The sequence below is a fragment of the Paenibacillus residui genome, assembly GCF_042677205.1.
In the GTDB taxonomy this organism is placed as follows: Bacteria; Bacillota; Bacilli; order Paenibacillales; family NBRC-103111; genus Paenibacillus_L; species Paenibacillus_L residui.
Genome location: NZ_JBHTIU010000024.1, coordinates 15,765 through 33,342, shown reverse-complemented (window position 1 = coordinate 33,342; position 17,578 = coordinate 15,765). Strand labels below are relative to the sequence as shown.

Annotated in this window: 17 protein-coding genes; 10 read left to right on the top strand and 7 right to left on the bottom strand. The window is 51.0% G+C overall.

Features of this window, described 5'->3' with window-relative positions; translation table 11 throughout:
* Positions 1-636 (bottom strand): RNA-guided endonuclease InsQ/TnpB family protein (locus tag ACFQ03_RS06865; protein ID WP_379287029.1); only part of this gene is annotated, 636 nt, incomplete at its 3' end.
* A gap of 291 nt (positions 637-927) precedes the next feature.
* Here ACFQ03_RS06865 and mraY point away from each other — a divergent pair.
* From mraY to ACFQ03_RS06850, 3 genes are all read left to right on the top strand, one after another.
* A complete protein-coding gene (mraY, locus tag ACFQ03_RS06860; RefSeq protein ID WP_379287032.1) occupies positions 928-1,881 on the top strand; it encodes a phospho-N-acetylmuramoyl-pentapeptide-transferase in 954 nt (317 codons plus the stop codon).
* 161 nt (positions 1,882-2,042) lie between these two features.
* Complete coding sequence (locus ACFQ03_RS06855; protein WP_186328488.1) at positions 2,043-2,201, top strand: hypothetical protein; 159 nt, start codon at positions 2,043-2,045, stop codon at positions 2,199-2,201.
* Positions 2,202-2,559: 358 nt separating this feature from the next.
* The gene (locus ACFQ03_RS06850; RefSeq protein ID WP_144941050.1) at positions 2,560-3,066 is read left to right on the top strand and encodes a dihydrofolate reductase; all 507 of its coding nucleotides are present in this window, start codon (positions 2,560-2,562) and stop codon (positions 3,064-3,066) included.
* 118 nt (positions 3,067-3,184) lie between these two features.
* Here ACFQ03_RS06850 and ACFQ03_RS06845 read toward each other — a convergent pair whose 3' ends face one another.
* From ACFQ03_RS06845 to ACFQ03_RS06835, 3 genes are all read right to left on the bottom strand, one after another.
* Positions 3,185-4,159: an ROK family protein gene (locus tag ACFQ03_RS06845; RefSeq protein ID WP_379287027.1), complete on the bottom strand. Its 975-nt coding sequence runs from the start codon at positions 4,157-4,159 to the stop codon at positions 3,185-3,187.
* A gap of 84 nt (positions 4,160-4,243) precedes the next feature.
* Positions 4,244-5,410, bottom strand: coding sequence for an N-acetylglucosamine-6-phosphate deacetylase (gene nagA, locus ACFQ03_RS06840; protein WP_379287025.1), 1,167 nt, complete (start codon positions 5,408-5,410; stop codon positions 4,244-4,246).
* A gap of 190 nt (positions 5,411-5,600) precedes the next feature.
* Positions 5,601-6,629 (bottom strand): M23 family metallopeptidase, encoded by a 1,029-nt coding sequence (locus tag ACFQ03_RS06835; RefSeq protein WP_379287021.1) that lies wholly within the window; start codon positions 6,627-6,629, stop codon positions 5,601-5,603.
* 411 nt (positions 6,630-7,040) lie between these two features.
* On the opposite strand from ACFQ03_RS06835, the gene ACFQ03_RS06830 reads away from it, so the two are divergent.
* Positions 7,041-7,760 (top strand): response regulator transcription factor, encoded by a 720-nt coding sequence (locus ACFQ03_RS06830; RefSeq protein WP_144941052.1) that lies wholly within the window; start codon positions 7,041-7,043, stop codon positions 7,758-7,760.
* On the top strand, positions 7,750-9,498 hold the full coding sequence (locus ACFQ03_RS06825; protein WP_379287019.1) for a sensor histidine kinase: 1,749 nt from the start codon (positions 7,750-7,752) through the stop codon (positions 9,496-9,498). The genes ACFQ03_RS06830 and ACFQ03_RS06825 overlap by 11 nt, the downstream gene beginning before the upstream one ends.
* A gap of 89 nt (positions 9,499-9,587) precedes the next feature.
* On the opposite strand, the gene ACFQ03_RS06820 is transcribed toward ACFQ03_RS06825, so the two are convergent.
* Positions 9,588-9,692, bottom strand: coding sequence for a sporulation protein YjcZ (locus ACFQ03_RS06820; RefSeq protein ID WP_222126749.1), 105 nt, complete (start codon positions 9,690-9,692; stop codon positions 9,588-9,590).
* Between the two features lie 342 nt (positions 9,693-10,034).
* On the opposite strand from ACFQ03_RS06820, the gene ACFQ03_RS06815 reads away from it, so the two are divergent.
* The gene (locus ACFQ03_RS06815) at positions 10,035-10,751 is read left to right on the top strand and encodes a nucleotidyltransferase domain-containing protein (protein ID WP_144941040.1); all 717 of its coding nucleotides are present in this window, start codon (positions 10,035-10,037) and stop codon (positions 10,749-10,751) included.
* Positions 10,752-11,024: 273 nt separating this feature from the next.
* Here ACFQ03_RS06815 and ACFQ03_RS06810 read toward each other — a convergent pair whose 3' ends face one another.
* Positions 11,025-11,900 carry an AraC family transcriptional regulator gene (locus ACFQ03_RS06810; RefSeq protein WP_144941038.1) on the bottom strand — a complete coding sequence of 292 codons (876 nt, stop codon included), beginning with the start codon at positions 11,898-11,900 and terminating at the stop codon, positions 11,025-11,027.
* Between the two features lie 189 nt (positions 11,901-12,089).
* Between ACFQ03_RS06810 and ACFQ03_RS06805 the strand changes: the two genes are divergently transcribed.
* Both ACFQ03_RS06805 and ACFQ03_RS06800 read left to right on the top strand, forming a co-directional pair.
* Entirely contained in the window at positions 12,090-13,973 is a 1,884-nt protein-coding gene (locus ACFQ03_RS06805; RefSeq protein WP_379287016.1) for a beta-N-acetylhexosaminidase, read from the top strand.
* 245 nt (positions 13,974-14,218) lie between these two features.
* Entirely contained in the window at positions 14,219-14,434 is a 216-nt protein-coding gene (locus ACFQ03_RS06800) for a hypothetical protein (protein ID WP_144941034.1), read from the top strand.
* A 130-nt stretch (positions 14,435-14,564) separates the two neighbouring features.
* On the opposite strand, the gene ACFQ03_RS06795 is transcribed toward ACFQ03_RS06800, so the two are convergent.
* Positions 14,565-15,479, bottom strand: a complete 915-nt coding sequence (locus tag ACFQ03_RS06795; RefSeq protein WP_379287014.1) for an immunoglobulin-like domain-containing protein — start codon at positions 15,477-15,479, stop codon at positions 14,565-14,567.
* Between the two features lie 293 nt (positions 15,480-15,772).
* Between ACFQ03_RS06795 and ACFQ03_RS06790 the strand changes: the two genes are divergently transcribed.
* Positions 15,773-16,729 (top strand): MORN repeat-containing protein, encoded by a 957-nt coding sequence (locus tag ACFQ03_RS06790; RefSeq protein ID WP_379287012.1) that lies wholly within the window; start codon positions 15,773-15,775, stop codon positions 16,727-16,729.
* A 159-nt stretch (positions 16,730-16,888) separates the two neighbouring features.
* Positions 16,889-17,503 carry a rhomboid family intramembrane serine protease gene (locus tag ACFQ03_RS06785; protein WP_144941028.1) on the top strand — a complete coding sequence of 205 codons (615 nt, stop codon included), beginning with the start codon at positions 16,889-16,891 and terminating at the stop codon, positions 17,501-17,503.
* The last annotated feature ends 75 nt before the right edge of the window (positions 17,504-17,578 follow it).

Here is a 17,578-nt window from a genome sequence, read left to right as displayed (position 1 = left end):
ACGCAAGCGTTTCTCCACCTTTCTTACGGCGGCAGACTTGTTGATGTTCTTGAACACCATTCCGTTGCTGCATACCGCCAATTCCTTAATGCCCACGTCTATACCGATTACCTCGTCCGTCAGTTCGGACTTCTCTTGCTCGTGCCTGATACCAATAGACACATACCAATACTTGCCGTCGAAGGATACTCGCGGATTGCTATATGCTCCTGATTGAGGAATCGGTTCACTGGTTTGGATCCAGCCGATCTTTTCCAGATAGACCGTGTTTCCATCTGCTTTAAATCGGTCATATCTGCTATAAAATGCTGGTTTTGAATGTTTTCTGCTTTTGAACTTCGGTTTCCCGGATTGTCCTTTGAACATCTTCTTGTAGGCATCACATGCGTCTTTGACGGCTTGTTTCGTTGTCTGGGCAGATATATCGTTCAGCCACGCATATTCTTCCGTCTGCTTCAGCTTCGTCAATTCTTTTCGCAGCTCGCCATCAGGAATAAACTTGCCGCCATTCCGATCGTTTTCTTCCTGACGAGCCAGCGTCCAATTGTATACCCACCTGGCCGCCCCGGCCGAACGCCATAACGCTTGTTCCTGATCAGGAGTCGGTTTGATTCTGACTTTTTTCGCAAGAATCATCTTCCATCAACTCCTTGAGCATCTTTCTCGCTTTGTTCGCTCGTTTTCCTTAAAGGATCGGCCGGTGCCTCTTTTTAGCGATAATCTTTGCTACACGCGCCGGTACATCGCTACTCTTTTAAAGTATTCGCAATGAAAAGCCGTTTTCCTTCCTTAGGCCGCTTTTTTTCATAAAGTAGAAAATAATTGTGCTAAAGCTTCACTTTTTAAACCGCTGTTTTTCCATACAATATAAGTAGGCCGGTGCAGTTGGCCAGAAGCTTAGCCCACAAGGAGGCGAAAAAGATGTCCATGCTTGGAATGAGTCTGCTGTCGTTCACGGCCGTGGCCTTGCTTACACCTCTGTTGATTTATGCATTAAAAAGTTTAAAACTTACACAGCCTATTCGCAAGGAATTGCCGGCAGGTCAGCAGGCCAAGCGGGGAACCCCATTGATGGCCGGGCTGATTCTTATGATCGGGGTATGGATCACTATAGCTACCCAACACGAACCGTTAGCCCGTCTGGCAGCTACCGCCTTTATCCTGTTCGGCGGGATTGGCTTCCTGGATGATTTCAAGAAGGCATATCATCAGAACCCGGCCGGATTGTCCGGCAAGATTAAATTGCTATTGCAATTTATAGTCACCGGCTGGCTGATTTTGGAGTGGTCTCGCATCTCTGCTCTCGATCCTACTATTACTATAACGTATAAGTGGGAGTTCTCGCTTCCTTTGGCAGGATACATAGCGGTCATCCTGTTGTTCATCGTTGGGACGGCAAATGCAGTCAACTTCACCGACGGAATGGACGGGCTGCTAATCGTTGCTTCCCTTCCCACTTATTTATTTTTTTTCGCGGTGTCGGATAGACAAGAAGTACAAGCTTTTTGTTTGATTATGGCAGGCTGCTTGCTCGGCCTTCTGCTGTACAATGTTCATCCGGCCAAAGCATTCATGGGAGACACCGGTTCGCTTGCGATCGGAGGGTCGCTGTCTTTTCTGGCCGTCATAGAAAAAGTAGAAATCCTGATTCCCGTTCTGTTTCTTGTCTATTTCGCCGAACAGCTGTCAGTGATCCTTCAGGTTTGGTACTATAAGCGAACCCGGCTCAGATTATTCCGGATGGCCCCAATCCATTACCATTTCAGTCTCAAATACAGTTGGAAGGAGCCGCAAATCGTTCTGTTGTTCGGAGCGGTTTCGTTCGCATCAGCTTTAATTTGCTGGTTATATGTCGCCTTGCTGTTTCCGCATGGAGCATAGCACAGCAGGGACGAGTCCTCTCATCCTATGATTTATGACAAAGTCATGAACTTTCTCCAGTAAGAGTTAGCCGCTGGACACCGCATATTCCTTTTTCGGTTGCAATAGGGTAGACTGGTAGATAGATCAAACGATAATTATGCGAAATGAGGGGAATAACGATGAAGCTGGAATCGGAAAAATCTAGCAATCAGTTTAGCGGACTAGGGTTAATTGTTTTTCTGGTTGTTGTATTGTTGGCTTCACCGATGATTTATTTTCTTATTCAAATGATGCTTGGCAACGAGCATGTGTTTCTTAAAGAAGGGGTCCACTATTAAACTTAGCTTCTCCATACGGAGGTCTATTAACTGGAAGGGAGCCGTTTGACCGGTTCCCTGAAGAGTAATATATAAACTTCTCTATCGAAGCAAGTTCGGGAAGAGCGATCGCGTTTAGAGGATGATCTAGACGCCAACTCTGTTAGGGTGCGGATGCAGCTTGCTACGAGGCCTATCTTCACTTTACCAGGAGTTTTCCAGGAGATGGTTTAGATGTTGAAGCTGGAAGGTACTTTCCTTCCGAACCGATGGACCGCTTTCTTTAATGCCGCTTATTATAGAAAGCTTTACACTCAGCTCAAGGAGATGCCGGTATTCCCTTCCTTGAGTTCTTTTTATTCTTGGGAGGGATGCATGAATGAAATTAACGCTAATTGCGGCCATGGATCGGAACCGGGTCATAGGCCGGGATAACGATATTCCGTGGAAGCTACCGAAGGATCAAATGTTTTTTAGGCAGACAACAATGGGGCATCCCATTGTGATGGGAAGAAAAAATTACGAATCCATGGGCCGGCCCTTGCCCGGACGGAGAAATATTGTTCTGACGCGGAATCCTGACTATCGGGCAGAAGGCTGCGAGGTCGTCGCCTCTCCGGAGGAAGCTTTAGCGCTTGTCGCAGCGGATCCGGAAGTATTTATTATCGGGGGAGAAGAAGTGTACCGGCTATTCTTGCCTTACGCTCATCGATTGGTGCTGACGATGATCGATCATGAGTTTGGGGGAGACACCTTTTTTCCTGAAGTGAATGAGGAGGAGTGGAAATTGATTTCGGTCACTCCCGGCGTGACGGATGAGCGCAATCCGTATCGTTACGATTTCCATGTGTATGAGAGAATATCCGGGGGAACACGTCTTATTTAGAGATATGAGCATTTCTGTTAGAATGGAAGTTCAACCGCTCGGCAGCTCCTAACGGGATGCCGGGCGGTTTTTTTTGCTGTTTTTTACTCAACAAATTCTGGGCAGGATGCAGCAAGCATTATTCTGGCAAGGGATCAAGCTTGGTTCTCGCATAGGCGGCGGAGCCGATTAGCCCCGCGTCGTTACCTAGTTGAGCTGTCTTGATTTTCAAATGGCTCCAGTACTTTGGCAGGATGGATGCTTGCAGCGTCTCCCGGACAGGGGCAAGCAGCTTCTCGCCTGCGGAGGCTACGCCGCCACCGATGATGACGACATCCGGGCTGAGCAAGGTAACGGCGTACGCCAATCCGTAGCCGAGCAGCCTTCCCGTATGACGATATACTTCCGCCGCTAATTCATCGCCTTCGTCATATGCGGCGGAGATGGCATCTGCGGTCAACTCGCCCGGCTCTCGCAGGGCCAGCCCGGCAAGACGGCTTGGTCGCCCGCTGCGGACGGCCTCGGTCACTTGCCGGATCAGGCCGCGGGCCGACACGACCGTTTCGAGGCAGCCCTGCATGCCGCAGGAGCAACGGGCCTGTTCCCCTCTCATCGGAATATGCCCGAGCTCTCCAGCCATGTTCTTGCTCCCGCATAGAATCCGTCCCTGATCGATATATGCAGCGGCCAGACCTGTTCCGATCGTTAGGCCCAGAACATGCTTGAAAGACCGGCCCGCTCCCTGGATGGCTTCTCCATAGACGTACATTCTGACGTCATGATGAATGCAAACAGGCAGGCCCGTTAAGTTATTCAGCCGTTCGGCCAGCGGAACGTCCTTCCATTGCAGGTTAGCCGCGGACAGGACGACCCCCCTGTCGACATCGATAAATCCGGGCACACCGGCTCCAATACCGGCAACCTCATTGCGGTTCACCCCGGATTGTTCCAGCAGCTGTCCTGCAATGCCGGCAATTCGTTCAATTACCTTATCCGCTCCGAGAGGCGCATCTGTCTTTACTTGAGCTCTGCTGACAATCCGGCCATGCGGATCGATTAATCCGCCTTGGATATTCGTTCCGCCCACATCGATTCCGATGATGTATTTCCCCATGGCTACCTCCTGTTTCGCCAAGCGAGCCTATCGGCGCGCGGCTTGCGTTCAATTGCTAGTTGCTCACGATCCGGAGTCCTACAGCTACAGCTCCAGCCAATGCCCAAGCGACATCACCCGCTGGACCTCGAACCGTTCATTCAGGACAACGAGATCAGCATCCTTACCCGGAGCGAGCGATCCTTTCCGCTGATTCAGCCCAAGAATCCGTGCCGGATTAAGGCTGGCCAGACGAGCGGCCTCATAGGGCTTCAGGCCAAGCTGCCCGATTGCATTCTTCACGGCGATGTTCATCGTCAACGTGCTTCCCGCCAGGCTGCCGGTAGGAAGACGGACGATCCCGGCCTCCACGGTCAGCGAATGCCCGGCCTCCGTTATATACTTGCCGTCCGGCAATCCTGCCGGCCGGACGGCGTCTGTAATCAGCACCACCCGGTCCAAACCTTTCATTCGCAGCAGCACTTGCGCGGCGGCCGGATGAGCATGGTGAGTATCGAAGATCAGCTCCGCGGTAACCTCATCGTCTAGCCAGGCTGCGGACAGCATGCCGGGCTCTCGGTGATGGAACCCTCTCATTCCGTTATAGCAATGGGTGATATGCTGAACTCCCCAGTCTGCTGCGCGGATCATATCCTCGTACGTGGCACCGGAGTGGCCTGCCGACACGATAATATTCTGTTCACGCAGATGGCGGATGACCGATTCCGCGCCGTCCAGTTCCGGGGCGATCGTCACCAGTCGAATCTGCCCGCCGGAAGCGCTCAGCCATTCTTTCATCTGCGGCAAGGAAGGCAGAAGCAAGTCCTCCTCCCGCTGAGCTCCTCGATATGCCAGCGCCAAGAAAGGCCCCTCCAAATGGATGCCTGCGATAAGTGAGCGCAGCGGCTCCTGTGAAGAGGCCATATATGTATTGGCCGCGGTAAGTGCTGAAGTTATAGCCGCGACCGATGCTGTTCTGGTCGTTGGCAGGAGTGTCGTCGTCCCGTGGGCGGCATGATAACGACACATACCGTCGATCGCTTCCGGCGTCGCGTCCATCAGGTCGAAGCCGTTGCCCCCATGAACGTGGAGATCTACAAATCCGGGATACACGTACATCCCCCGGGCATCGTATCTTTCCGCATCTGCTGCCAGATGGTCCGGGAGCGTCTCGTCTATTCGCATAATCTTTCCGTCCCTGACCGTCAGACTGCCGCCTGTTATCACTCTGTCCGCGGCTACAATATTCGCATTCTCGATTATGACAGTCATATAAGCCTCCTTGACGGACTTTTACGCTCATCTTAATGGAATCCTCCATGGAAAACAATATCCAAAATGACTTATTTAGAGGGCCAATGATGCTGGATTTGTTGCTTCTAGAGAGGGTCGTTTTAAAGTCACATAAGAGAGAGCAGGCAGCCTCTTCCTCAGAAGAGACTGCCTGATGACAAAAATTTATTTATTCGCTTTGGCTTCCACGGATATAGTCCCCCTGCGTGACGTCCCCGTCATCAATGAATTGAATGCGGACAGAGTTACCTTGGTCAAGGTCCGGAGAGTCGGATACATGATAATGGATATGCGGCTCGCTGGAATTTCCCGAATTTCCGCATAGCCCCAGTAAGTCCCCGGCTTTAACTTCGTCTCCGACTTGGACTTGAACGGACTGCTTCCGGAAGTGAGCCAGCATGCTGTATTCTCCGTTGGCATGCTCGATGACGACATGGTTTCCTGCGGGATTGGCAGGGTCCATCTTGCCGACAGGGGCGTTATCGTCCAAATCGTTCACTACCTTTATGATTTTGCCGTCAGCCGGTGCGAGTACGGGCTGACCGAAAGCGAAATAACTTTCATTCTTGGTCGGATCGCCTTCATAGGATTGGCCGTCCTTAAGGATGACCCAATCAAAGGCGTATCGCTGGCCCGGGTATGCGTAATGATAATTGACCAGCACATTGGTTCCCCCCCAGTAAGTAAACCACTCGCCGGAGAAAGGATACAGGTATTTGCCCGAAGTATACTTTCCGTCCGTCTCCGGAAAGGTCTCGAGAGGAACAATCTGCAGACCGAGAATAGTGCCTGAAGGATTAATAACAGCGGTCATGCCTTTGCTGCCGTCCTCGCTTGCCCATGTATATCTTACATTATTGTCCATGGGCAATTCGGACAGAAGCTTATAGGCCGATACCCCCTGGTTAAAATCTGCAGCCAGCGCCTGGAACTCGCTATCCGATACCTGCTGCTTGAATTCCTTACTGAACTGCTTATAAATTTGCCCGTATTTTCCTTGCAGAAACATCTCGGCAAAGCGGTCAGGGGTTACTTGGCTATCCTTCTCCTCCGCCTTATTGCCGGGAGAGGCGGAAGGCTGTTCGGCCTCTGGGGAGGCAGAGGGCTGAAGGGCACCGGGGGTTCCCGAAGCGCAGCCCGACAGCACGGCAACGGCCAGAAGACTCGCAGCAGCGGTTTTCCATAATTGATTAGTCATTGCTTGCGTCACTCCTTGCTATAGTTCGGCCGGGCCATCAATGGCCGTCCGTCCTTGGTAGTCTACAAATCATTGTAGCATCCGAATCTTTCCTTGCCGGCAACGGAAGCTTAACGCAAGCTTAATTTTTCCAGAAAGAACATAAGGAAGAGGCATCAGGAATAAAGCGTACTTACCGTTAAACAGGCTGGATTTCCTATCTCTATGGAATATGGGTGCTCATACTTTGCAACGGCCTTTTTTCCAAAACTCTTGAATAACAGAAGGAATGATTGCATTTTCCCGGGGCTGTTCCGGTGAGGGGGCTTAACCCGTTAAGGATCTGTTAAGGTTCAGGTATACCTGGAGAAATATGCACATGGTATGATGGAGATAAGAAATCGTTGCGGGAGATGCTGCCGGATGCATGAGATGAAAGATGCCAAACTTCTTATAGTTGATGATGAACCGTCCATCTTGAAAATGCTGAAAACCGTTCTGGCGAAAGAAGGATTCGTGAAGGTAGATACGGCGGGGAGCGGGGAAGAAGCCGTTGAACTGTGCCAAAGAACACGCTACGACTTCATTATTTTGGACGTGATGCTGCCCGGACGCAGCGGCTTTGAGGTATTTCCGTTTTTGCGCCAGACGACGGACGCCCCGGTGCTGTTTCTGACGGCCCGGACGACCGATTTCGACAAGCTGACCGGATTTGCCGTAGGCGGGGATGATTATATGACCAAACCGTTCAATCCTCTAGAAGTAATAGCCCGGGTGAAGGCTCAGCTCAGGCGGTATTTGAACATAACCCCTTCTGCAATAGATACGGAGGAACGCTATCGGTTCGGGCGGTTCGAAGTGGATGTAAGGGCAGGGGAGCTTATAGTGGAGGGCCGTCCGGTAAGCTGTCCGGCTCAGGTTTTCCAGCTCCTTGTTTTTCTTTGCCGGAATCCGAATAGAGTCTTCAGCAAAAGTGAGCTGTATGAGCGGGTATGGGGGGACAGCAGCATGAGCGACGACAACACCGTTATGGTTCACATCCACCGGATCCGTGAAAGGATAGAGAAGAACCCCGGGGCGCCGGAATATTTGCTGACGGTTAGAGGGCTCGGATACAAGCTCGTAAACCGGGAGATTTCCGATGGACGTTAGGAAACGGCTGATTCTGCAATTTATATTTCAGCTTGTTTTTGTCGGGGCGGTGCTGATCGGTTTAATGGTCGCGATGATCTATTATCTTGCCGATCAGATGACAGAGATGGAGATGAGAAGGGAGTTTGCCAAAGCCGGTCTTCCCAAATTGGTGGAGTCTATGGAATGGAAGGACGGAAATATTCAATTTGATGAGAAGCTGCTTGACGAAGTCAAGCGAAGCGGAGGCTGGCTTCAGACGTTGGATGAGGAGGGCGGGGTCATTACTTCATATTTCACCCCCGGCGATGTTCCGGACCGGTATAATCCGGGGGAATTGGTCGATTATTGGAGGGGAAAGAAGCCATTTCCTTACAGTCTCTACATCTGGATACAGGTCAAAGGGGGGACAACCTACACTTTACTCTACGGGGTGAAGCCGGAAGGCGGACAGCTTGTCCAAAGCTTGTCGGAACAAGCAGTATTATCCGACGGGAAGATCCTGATTCCCGATGATCTGGAGCAGAAGCTGAAAGCTAAGCAGGGCTGGGTTCAAGTGCTTGATGAGCAAGGGGATGAGCTGGCTTCATTATACAAGCCTTCCGAGGCTTTAACTCATTATACGCTTAAAGATCTGATTTTCGGATCGTTCAGCACTTTGTCGGATTCGTACCAGTTGTGGACGAAACATGAGGAAAGGACCGGCCTGACCTGGCTTGTCGGATTGCCGGTCTTTGCGGAAGAGGGGACAGCCCGCCCGCCGTTTCTGTTCGGATCGGAAGGGCAGCTGCTGCTTGCCGGCTTCATTGTGCTTCTCATCGTCGTTCTCTTGCTGTTTGGAGTTCTGTCCATCTGGTACGGCCATCGGTTCGGAACCCCTATTCTGCATATGATCCGCTGGCTGCAGCGGTTGGGCAAAGGTGCCTATGAGGAGCCGCAAGACCGGAAGGGGCTTCCCAGAAGCCGAAAGCCGTCAGGAAAGCTTAAACGGCGGTACAGATTATACACTGATGTGCTGCAGGTGCTGGCCGGTTTGACCGAAACCTTGAAACGAAATGACGAAATCCGCACCAAGCTGGAGAAGTCTCGGGAGGAATGGATTGCCGGGGTATCCCATGATTTGAAAACCCCGCTCTCTTCGATTAAAGGCTATGCCCATATGCTGGAATCCGACCAATACGACTGGTCTGTCGCTGAAGTTCGCGAATTTGCCGGCGTGATCAAAGATAAAGCAGACTATATGGACGGACTGATTGCGGACTTAAGTATGACTTACCGGCTTAAGAACGGAGCGATGCCCTTAAAGATGGAACTGACCGAGATGAACGAATTCATCCGCGGAACGGTGGCTTCCTTCCATAACGATCCGGGCTTTATGCAAGCGAACATTTATTTTCGCGGTGCCGGGAAGCCGATCTATTACAGTGTGGACGTCCATTGGTTCCGGCGCATTCTAGACAATCTGCTGGCTAATGCCCTCATTCATAATCCGGCGGGAACCGAAATAGAGGTCTCGCTGGATGCCGGCGCTAAGAATGGATTTATGTTAACGGTTCGAGACAATGGGGAAGGTTTGGACGAAGAGGGGCTCCTTAACCTGTTCGAAAGATATTATCGGGGGACCAATACAGAAGGGGCAGGCAGCGGAACCGGGCTGGGTCTCGCTATTGCCAAACATCTCGTTCATGAGCACGGGGGCACGATCGAAGCGGAGAGCAAGTCGGGGCACGGTGTCACTATCCGTATGCGGTTCGGATAAACGGCAAGCCGCGGTTAAGCGTGAATTCGGCAGTAAATATGGACAACGGCCTGCATTTGGCAGGCCGCTGTCCTTTTACCATTCGCTCATTAGCACCAAAAAGCACGAGAAACGATGACCAGAAGGATGAACAGCACCAGAATTGTACCGGTAGAAGTGAAAAACCCTCTGCCGAAACCGCCAACTGCGCTCATTGAAATTCCTCCTCTCAGTTAAGCCTAAATTATACTATGATTTTGCATCCTCTTCGCTTGGGTGAACATCACGGGTTAAGGAAGATTGTGCAGGAGCACATTTTTGATAAATATAAGCATAAGTTTTCACCTTTTGCCTGCTCTTATATTTCATCGCTAAACGCACCTGTCCGAAGGACGACGATAGCCGTTTATCTTGGGTATAGTGCCAAATACAGCTGTTTTCCTCCGAAATTGTTTTTTTGACATTCGTTCGGTGTCCAGGGACCGGCAAAATCAGGTTATTTTCGAATGAGCCGTCATATATTGGAGGATAGACACTGTGAAGGGGCGATTCGGTTAATGCGGACAGCAGAACATGCGGCACGTCTGTTTATAGGGAAGTGCTATCCTTCCTGTCGGGTTGCGATTCTGGCGGGCAGCGCGTCTGAGGGGAAAGATACGGAGTATTCGGATCTGGATTTGGTTATTTTCGAACATAATGAACCAAGACCATACAGACGAACTTATAATGAATTCGGCTGGACGATTGAAGCCTTCGTCATGGACCATTCCTCTTATCGGAAGCTGTTCATGGCGGGTATTGAAGCGGCTCTGCCCTCCTTGCAGAGGATGTGCGCGGAAGGGATCGTGCTTAAAGATGACGGAACGGCGGAAGGGATCCGGGAGGAGGCCAGGAGTGATCTGGCATCGGGACCTTTCCCCTGGGCGGATGAGGAACTGGATATGGCCAGATACAGGATTAGCGAGGATATCTCGGATTTATCAGGATCGTCCGACCGGGAAGAGAGCCTGTTTATCGTTCAGGAGCTTGCGGCCAAACTGGTTGAGTTTGTTCTGAGGGCAAATGGCCGGTGGCTTGGAGAAGGAAAATGGGCCCTTCGGATGCTTAAACAGTATGACGCCGCATTCAGTCAAGCGTTAACGGATTCCTTGGAAGAATTCTATGCAAGCAACGACAGAAAGCCGCTGCTTCGATTGGCCGATGAGGTGCTTCGGCCGTTCGGGGGGAGACTGGCCGAAGGTCATATAGTCTATGCGGAAGTGGATGCAGAATAAAAACGGATTTCCCGCTGCAGCGTTTCGTCTGGAGAGAGCTTCGCAAATACAATGAATCAGACCTTCTGTCTTTAGCGGACGGAAGGTTTTTTGACATATAACTTGTAAACACGGGTGCAGGGCAGATGCTTATATCTGCCCTGATCGGCAAGAAATCTGGGATATACCTGCCCGGGTAAAGGTTTGACTATATAATCCAAGATCATGAATACATAGAACATTTATGGAGACGAGCCCGCAGGATATAATGAGGATTATTCACCGCCCTGCGGTTCATCGCTGTTTCATTTTGCTTCGGTAGGTCATAGCGGGGACCCCGGTATATTTTTTGAACAGGCGGGAGAAGTAGGCGGGGTCGGGGTAACCGAGCATCTGTGATATTTCTTTAATTTGCAGCCCGGTCAGGCGCAGAAGCTTTCTGGCTTCGGATATTTTAAGCCGGTTGACGTATTCATTCAGCGGGTAGCCGGTATTCTGGAGGACGAGTCGGCGCAGGGTGGAGCGGGAGATATGATTTCTTTCCCAAAGCTGTCGTTCGTCCCATGGCTCGTACAGGCTGCCGGCGATATCCTCCAGAACTTGAATAATAAATTCGGGCTGTTTGCCGGAGAAGTGGGCAGACCTGCGGTTGGCATCCGTGACGGAGAATTCGTAGATGAGCGATTCCAGCATGAGGGCCGCGCGATCCGCGTTGTCCGGAATTCCGCTATCAACGAGATCGCCGATCGTTTCGATTTTACGGATAAAGCTTCGGTCGGAGCCTACACGCATTACCGTGCCGGGAACGATTATTTGGGCGTCCAGCCATTCCCGGATTCTGCCCCCTTCGAAAGTGATGTAGTACTCGTCCCAGCCGTCCTTGCCATCAGGGCCGAAGGTAAACTCCGCCCCGGGCCATTCCCAGAACAGGCAGCCGGCATCTATCCGCTGCTCAGCCTCCCCGTGCACCCGAAAGCTGCCCTTGCCTTTCACAATATAGGTGAAGGCCCAATGGCCGCAAGGGGCCTCCCTGTGCTTCAGCGTTCTGCCCGGCAGATGCCCGTATTGAAGCACGGTAAGATTTTGGATTCGCAGCTTGGAGCGTTCCAGCTTAAGATCGACGATGCGAATCGGCTTAGGGCTGATTAAATAGTCCAGATAGGTTGCCAATGTAGAGCCTCCCCCGGGTAGTGGATTTCCGAAGCCGGCGAACAGGGGCGAAATGCCCGTCTTTTGATACCTAATTTAATCATACAAGCTTCAGGTTTTCAATAAGTCTCTTCCGGCGGAAAATATAACGAACATACCCGGGCGGGAGAAGCATTGGAGAAATTATCTTGTAATAGGGGGATGAATAAGATGAAGCTGAACTTTGTCGGAGACTTGGCCGGCCTGGAGGAAGGCTTGGCCGCCTTGAGCGCTGATTTGCATTTCGAGAGAAGCCCGGACGGTATACCGGTGTCGGTGGAGAGAAGGGCGGAGCCCCGGCTTGAAGTATCGATGGACGGGGAACGCGCTGTTTTTCGCTATTCGCGTCCCATTCATTTTTACCGCGCACTGGGGCTGCTTGTCGAATCGCTTCGTGAGGGAAGGCCCTTTGCTCTTGCGGAGGAACCGCAATTTGACACGATAGGGCCTATGTTTGACGTATCGCAAGGAAATGCTGTTCTTAACCTGCCTACTGTCAAGCGGCTGATCCGGCTAATGGCGATTATGGGACTGGATATGTTCATGCTGTATGCCGAGGACAGCTATGACGTGGAACAACAGCCTTATTTCGGCTATATGCGGGGGAGATACTCACAGCGGGAGCTGAAGGAACTGGATGACTATGCGGCGCTGTTTGGCATCGAAATGATTCCCTGTATTCAGACGCTAAGCCATTTGAAGGATGTGCTTAAATGGGACTGCTTCGCCGATATCCGCGACGATGAAGAGACGATGCTGGTCGGGCAGGAGCGCACCTATGAGTTTATTGAGCAAATGATTGTATCCGCCATGAAGCCGGTACGAACCAAGCGGATTCATATAGGGATGGACGAAGCCTGGAAGCTTGGACAAGGTGAATATTTGCTTCGTAACGGATACCGGTCGAAATTCGACATCATGAATGAGCATCTGGCACGTGTTCTGAAGATCACGGAAAAATACGGTCTCAAGCCGATGATGTGGAGCGACATGTATTTTCGCGCAGGGTCCCGAACGGGAGACTACTACGATACGAGCTGCGTCATCCCCGACGAGGTCGTGCAGGCCATGCCCCAAGGAGTGCAGCAGGTATACTGGGATTACTATCACTATAACGAGGAATTTTATGTCGATTGGATACGCCGGCACAAGCGGCTCGGGTCGATGCCGGTATTCGCCGGCGGAATCTGGAATTGGAAAGGATTCGTTCTTAATTACGGAGCGACCTTCGTCGCCACGAATGCAGCCCTTAATGCCTGCAAGGAGGAAGGGGTCCGTGAAGTCATCGCCACCCTCTGGGGGGACGATGGTACGGAATGCGATATTTATTCCGCATTATTGGGTCTGCAGCTGTTCGCCGAGCATGCCTATGCCCGCCGCTTGGATGAGAATAAGCTCGCCCGCCGGTTTCATTTCTGTACGGGGGCGGAGATGAAGTCTTTCATGAACATCAGATATGTGGATGAAGTTCCGGGGATTTCGGAGAACAATCTGGAAACGTACAACCCGTCCCGATACATGCTTTGGCAGAATGTCCTGATGGGATTGTTCGATCGCAACATCGAAGGACATGCAGTAGAGGAGCATTACCGGGAGTGGAGCGTTAGAATGAAGCAGTACGCATCGTCCAACGGAGAATTCGGCTTCGTGTTCGAGCTTCTGCACCGGTTGTGCCGGGTTCTGTCGCTTAAAGCCGAGATGGGGCTGAGAATCACGAACGCCTATCGAAACGGGGATAAGGCTGCACTGCAAGAGATAGCGGCGGTTCAGCTGCCGGAGCTGACGAAACGGATTCACTCCTTAAGAAGCTTCCATAGGGACAGATGGTTCGCAGCCTATAAAGCCTTCGGCTGGGAAGTGATAGACGGCCGTTACGGTATGCTTCTTCTTGGTTTGGATACGGCGGCTGCCCGGATTTCCGATTATTTGGCAGGGCGGATCAGCGTCATCGAAGAACTGGAGGAGGAGAGGCTGCCGTTCAACGGCAAGGAAGGATGGGTCGACGGTTATTTCTACAAACAAATGCCCACGGCCAGCCGGATCGCACAGCCCTGAATAGGGAGCTATAAATCTATCAAACACTTGCAGGGCAAGGTTCATTTTGCCTGATGCAAGTGTTTTTTCTTGAAAAAAACCGGTCGTTGAGATATGTTAGAGGAAATCTAGAATACCAAAGTCTATCGAAGAAGCCGATACACGGCTTGTAGCCGATTTGCCGATTGTGGCCCGGAGAGGGAATGATTCTTGTCCCAATATCGGCTATAATGTAAGAACACCGATGAGGAAGTGGGGGAAAAGAGATGAGTAACCAGACTGATCCTACAGATCCGTACGATCCGGTAACACGGGTTAAGAATATTTATTTGGCTTCAGGTATCGGGATTGGCGTCCTAGCGGGAATCGTGATCGGCGTGTTCACCAGTCATGTCGGAACCGGCTTGATCTACAGCGTTCCGGCCGGCATGCTTGCCGGGCTTATTCTCGGCAACCTTCGCAGCAAGTCCAAGAAGTCATAGGTAAGAATTGAATAAACCATCCTGCGGAAGCACCGCCCTTATACTCGAACGCGAGCGTAAGGGCGTTTTGTTGTTAAACATATGGTAACAGAACCAGCCATGTTTCGGATTTTCGTGCCGGAGCCGGAGCCTATGGCTGAGAAGAAGGCGCGGATTCCTTCACTTCGAATTCGGAGGCCAGCGTATGCTCTGCGGAATAGCCCATCGTTGAGAAGGCTTTAACCACTCTGTAGCGTCCCGGGTCCAATCCATTTATACGGATGGTTCTTTCATAGGTTTGACCGGGGTTGAGACTGATTCCAACGGCTGGAAACTCCTTATCTATAGAGTGCTCCATCCAGGTTCCGCCGACGTTCTTCTCTATATGATAATCTTCACCCAGATATAAGATGGAAGGTCCGGCATTGTATAGCTTCAACACTCGCCCGGCAGAATGGGCGTCATTGGCGTCTGCCAACAGAAGCTTGGCATTGACTTCCCGCTTCGGGACATACATAAGGGAGAGAAAAGTATCCTCGATCTCTTCCTGCTCTCCTAGTATTTCAATACTCAACAAATAGAGAGCCCCTTCTTCGTACGGCAATTGGAAATCGAATTGTGCCGCCGGGAAGGTCGTACCCGAAAGCCGTTCCAGCGTTTCCGAGATCATCCCGGTATTTTGCAGCGATTCATCGCGCCCGGTCAATTGAATACGGATAGTGCGATTGGCCGGATTTTCACCGAAGACGACGGAAATCTTCTCTCCCGGTTGACGAATCCCCCCGGGATAGGAGAACAGCAGCGGGTCCCGGACGCTGCTCTCGAACCATTCTCCGGTCGGAGCCGCATATTCTGTCCTATCGGATAATGTATTTCCATCGCTGAGCAGCAGATCGTTCCAGCCGCTTTCGTCAGGCGTTCGGTCCGGATTTCCAATAGTATTCGCCAATTCCTGTTTCAATGCTATCCGGGAGCGGGTATTATCCGATAGGTCCGGCGTTTTGTGCTGCGAGCAGCCAGTCAGCAATAGAAAGATCATCAGTGCGAAGGCAACGGCTCTAACCATTAATGTGTTCCCCTTTTCTACAGGCTTTCTTTGTTCTACTGGAAAATAAATAGGAGAATTAATGTGATTCAATACCTATACAATAGACGATTTTCCGTTCAAAAGGTTTCAAAAATTGAAGAACCTATTTATATTGGACATCCTTGAATGGTAATGTATAATTTTGGTAAATGGTCCGAGGTTGAGCTGTTCCGTCCAATCTGATATCTAGTTGGCTCTCACAGGCTTATATAGCGGCATTAAGTCTTATAGGTCGAATTTTTTGTATACAAATGGAAAGGTGGCGGAATGTTGTGAACGGTCCCAATTTTTCATTCCTTAAGTCTTCTTATCCTGAATTATGCCGGCTGGGAAACCGGGCGGAGGCGTATGTTTGCGATTATCCTCAATTAGCAGTCATCCAATTAGAGCCATTTATCGAGATTGTTCTGAATCATATCTGCCGGTTTGAAAATCTGGTCATTGGCGCTTCCGTCCATGAGCAGATCGACAGGTTAATTTCCCGCCGGGCGATCAATACACAGGAGGCGGATTTCTGCCGGTTAATTCATCAAGCGACATCCGAAGATAACGTGTCATTAACGACAGAGGAAGTTCTGGATTGGATAGGACGCGCTCATTCGTTGGCCTGCCGTTTCTACAAAGATTACAATGATTCCTCCTTCGAGCCCCTCCCATACCTGATTTCCGGAAATGTCCGGCAGAATGGGTTGGATTTCGATTCAGGGCTTTTATTCCCAACCACGGAGAAAGAAGCTTCCCTGGCCGACATCGACGGCAAGCCGGTGGTCGGGGAGTGGAACCGGGCGTTTATCCATTTGGAGAACTACGCGGAGGTCTCCGGAAACGATGGAGATAAATATGTAGGTCAGTGGAAAGCCGGAAGGAAGCATGGGGCCGGCAAATACACCTGGCATGACGGCACCGTCTATGAAGGAGAATGGAAAGACGATCTGGAGCATGGTCGGGGAACGAAACGGTACGCGAACGGAGATGTTTATACCGGGCAATGGGAAGAAGGAATGTTTAACGGAGAAGGGGTTTATCAATGGCATGACGGCACCGTCTATGAGGGAAGCTGGCATGATCATATGGAGCATGGAAGGGGGACGAAGACTTTCCCGGATGGAACGATATTGACGGGCTTATGGTCTTATGGAGAATTTCTCTATTCCTCCGAACGGCTTGCGGAGGCCTCATTAGCGGTCAAAACGGAGAGGAAAAGCTGGCCGTTCAGCTTCGATATTTAAAGGTAATCGGCTAACCAACCCGAGGCATGGAGCCGGACAGGCAATTGGATGGGCCGCTTCGACGGCGCTTCTATTCCCTTATCCATTTTATTGATCCTTCGGCTTGTTTCGGAGGCTGAAGTTGATTATATTGGTAATGACGAAAGGGGAAGAGGCCGCATGATCTTTTTGAGAAGAGAGAGCTTGAAGCAGTACATTCGCTGGTATCCGGTCACCTCCATATGGATAGTGATTAATCTGGTTGTCTTCGGACTGATGGAGCTGTACGGTTCCTCCACGAATTCCGAAACCTTGATCCGGTTCGGCGCCATGTACCATACACCGTTTTGGAATCCCGAGTTATGGAGATACATTACTTCGGTTTTTGTTCATATCGGGGGGATGCATCTGATTATGAACAGCTTCTTTCTGTATGTGTTTGCTCCTCCTCTCGAGAGGATGCTCGGGTCTTTCAAGTATGCGATTTTCTACTTGTTGAGCGGCGTTGCCGGCAATCTGGTCAGCCAGTGGATGGCCAGCAGCTATTCCGTATCCGCCGGGGCCTCGGGAGCCATCTACGGCATATTCGGAGCTTATCTCTACTTGAGCCTGTATCACAAATATATGCTGGACCGCCAGTCGCAGCAGACGGTCTATACGATGCTGGCCATCGGTGTGGTCTTCTCGCTGATCATGCCTCAGATCAATCTGTCCGCCCACCTGGGAGGCTTGGCAGGAGGCTTTCTGTTGATGGCTGCGACAGCCCCTCTCTGGAGGAATAAACGCGGCCGATAACGGGTGTTTATAGGATAGAGCGAACGGAAGCCCTGTCAGGAGGAACGGGCTTCCTTCTTTATGTTCTTTATGGTT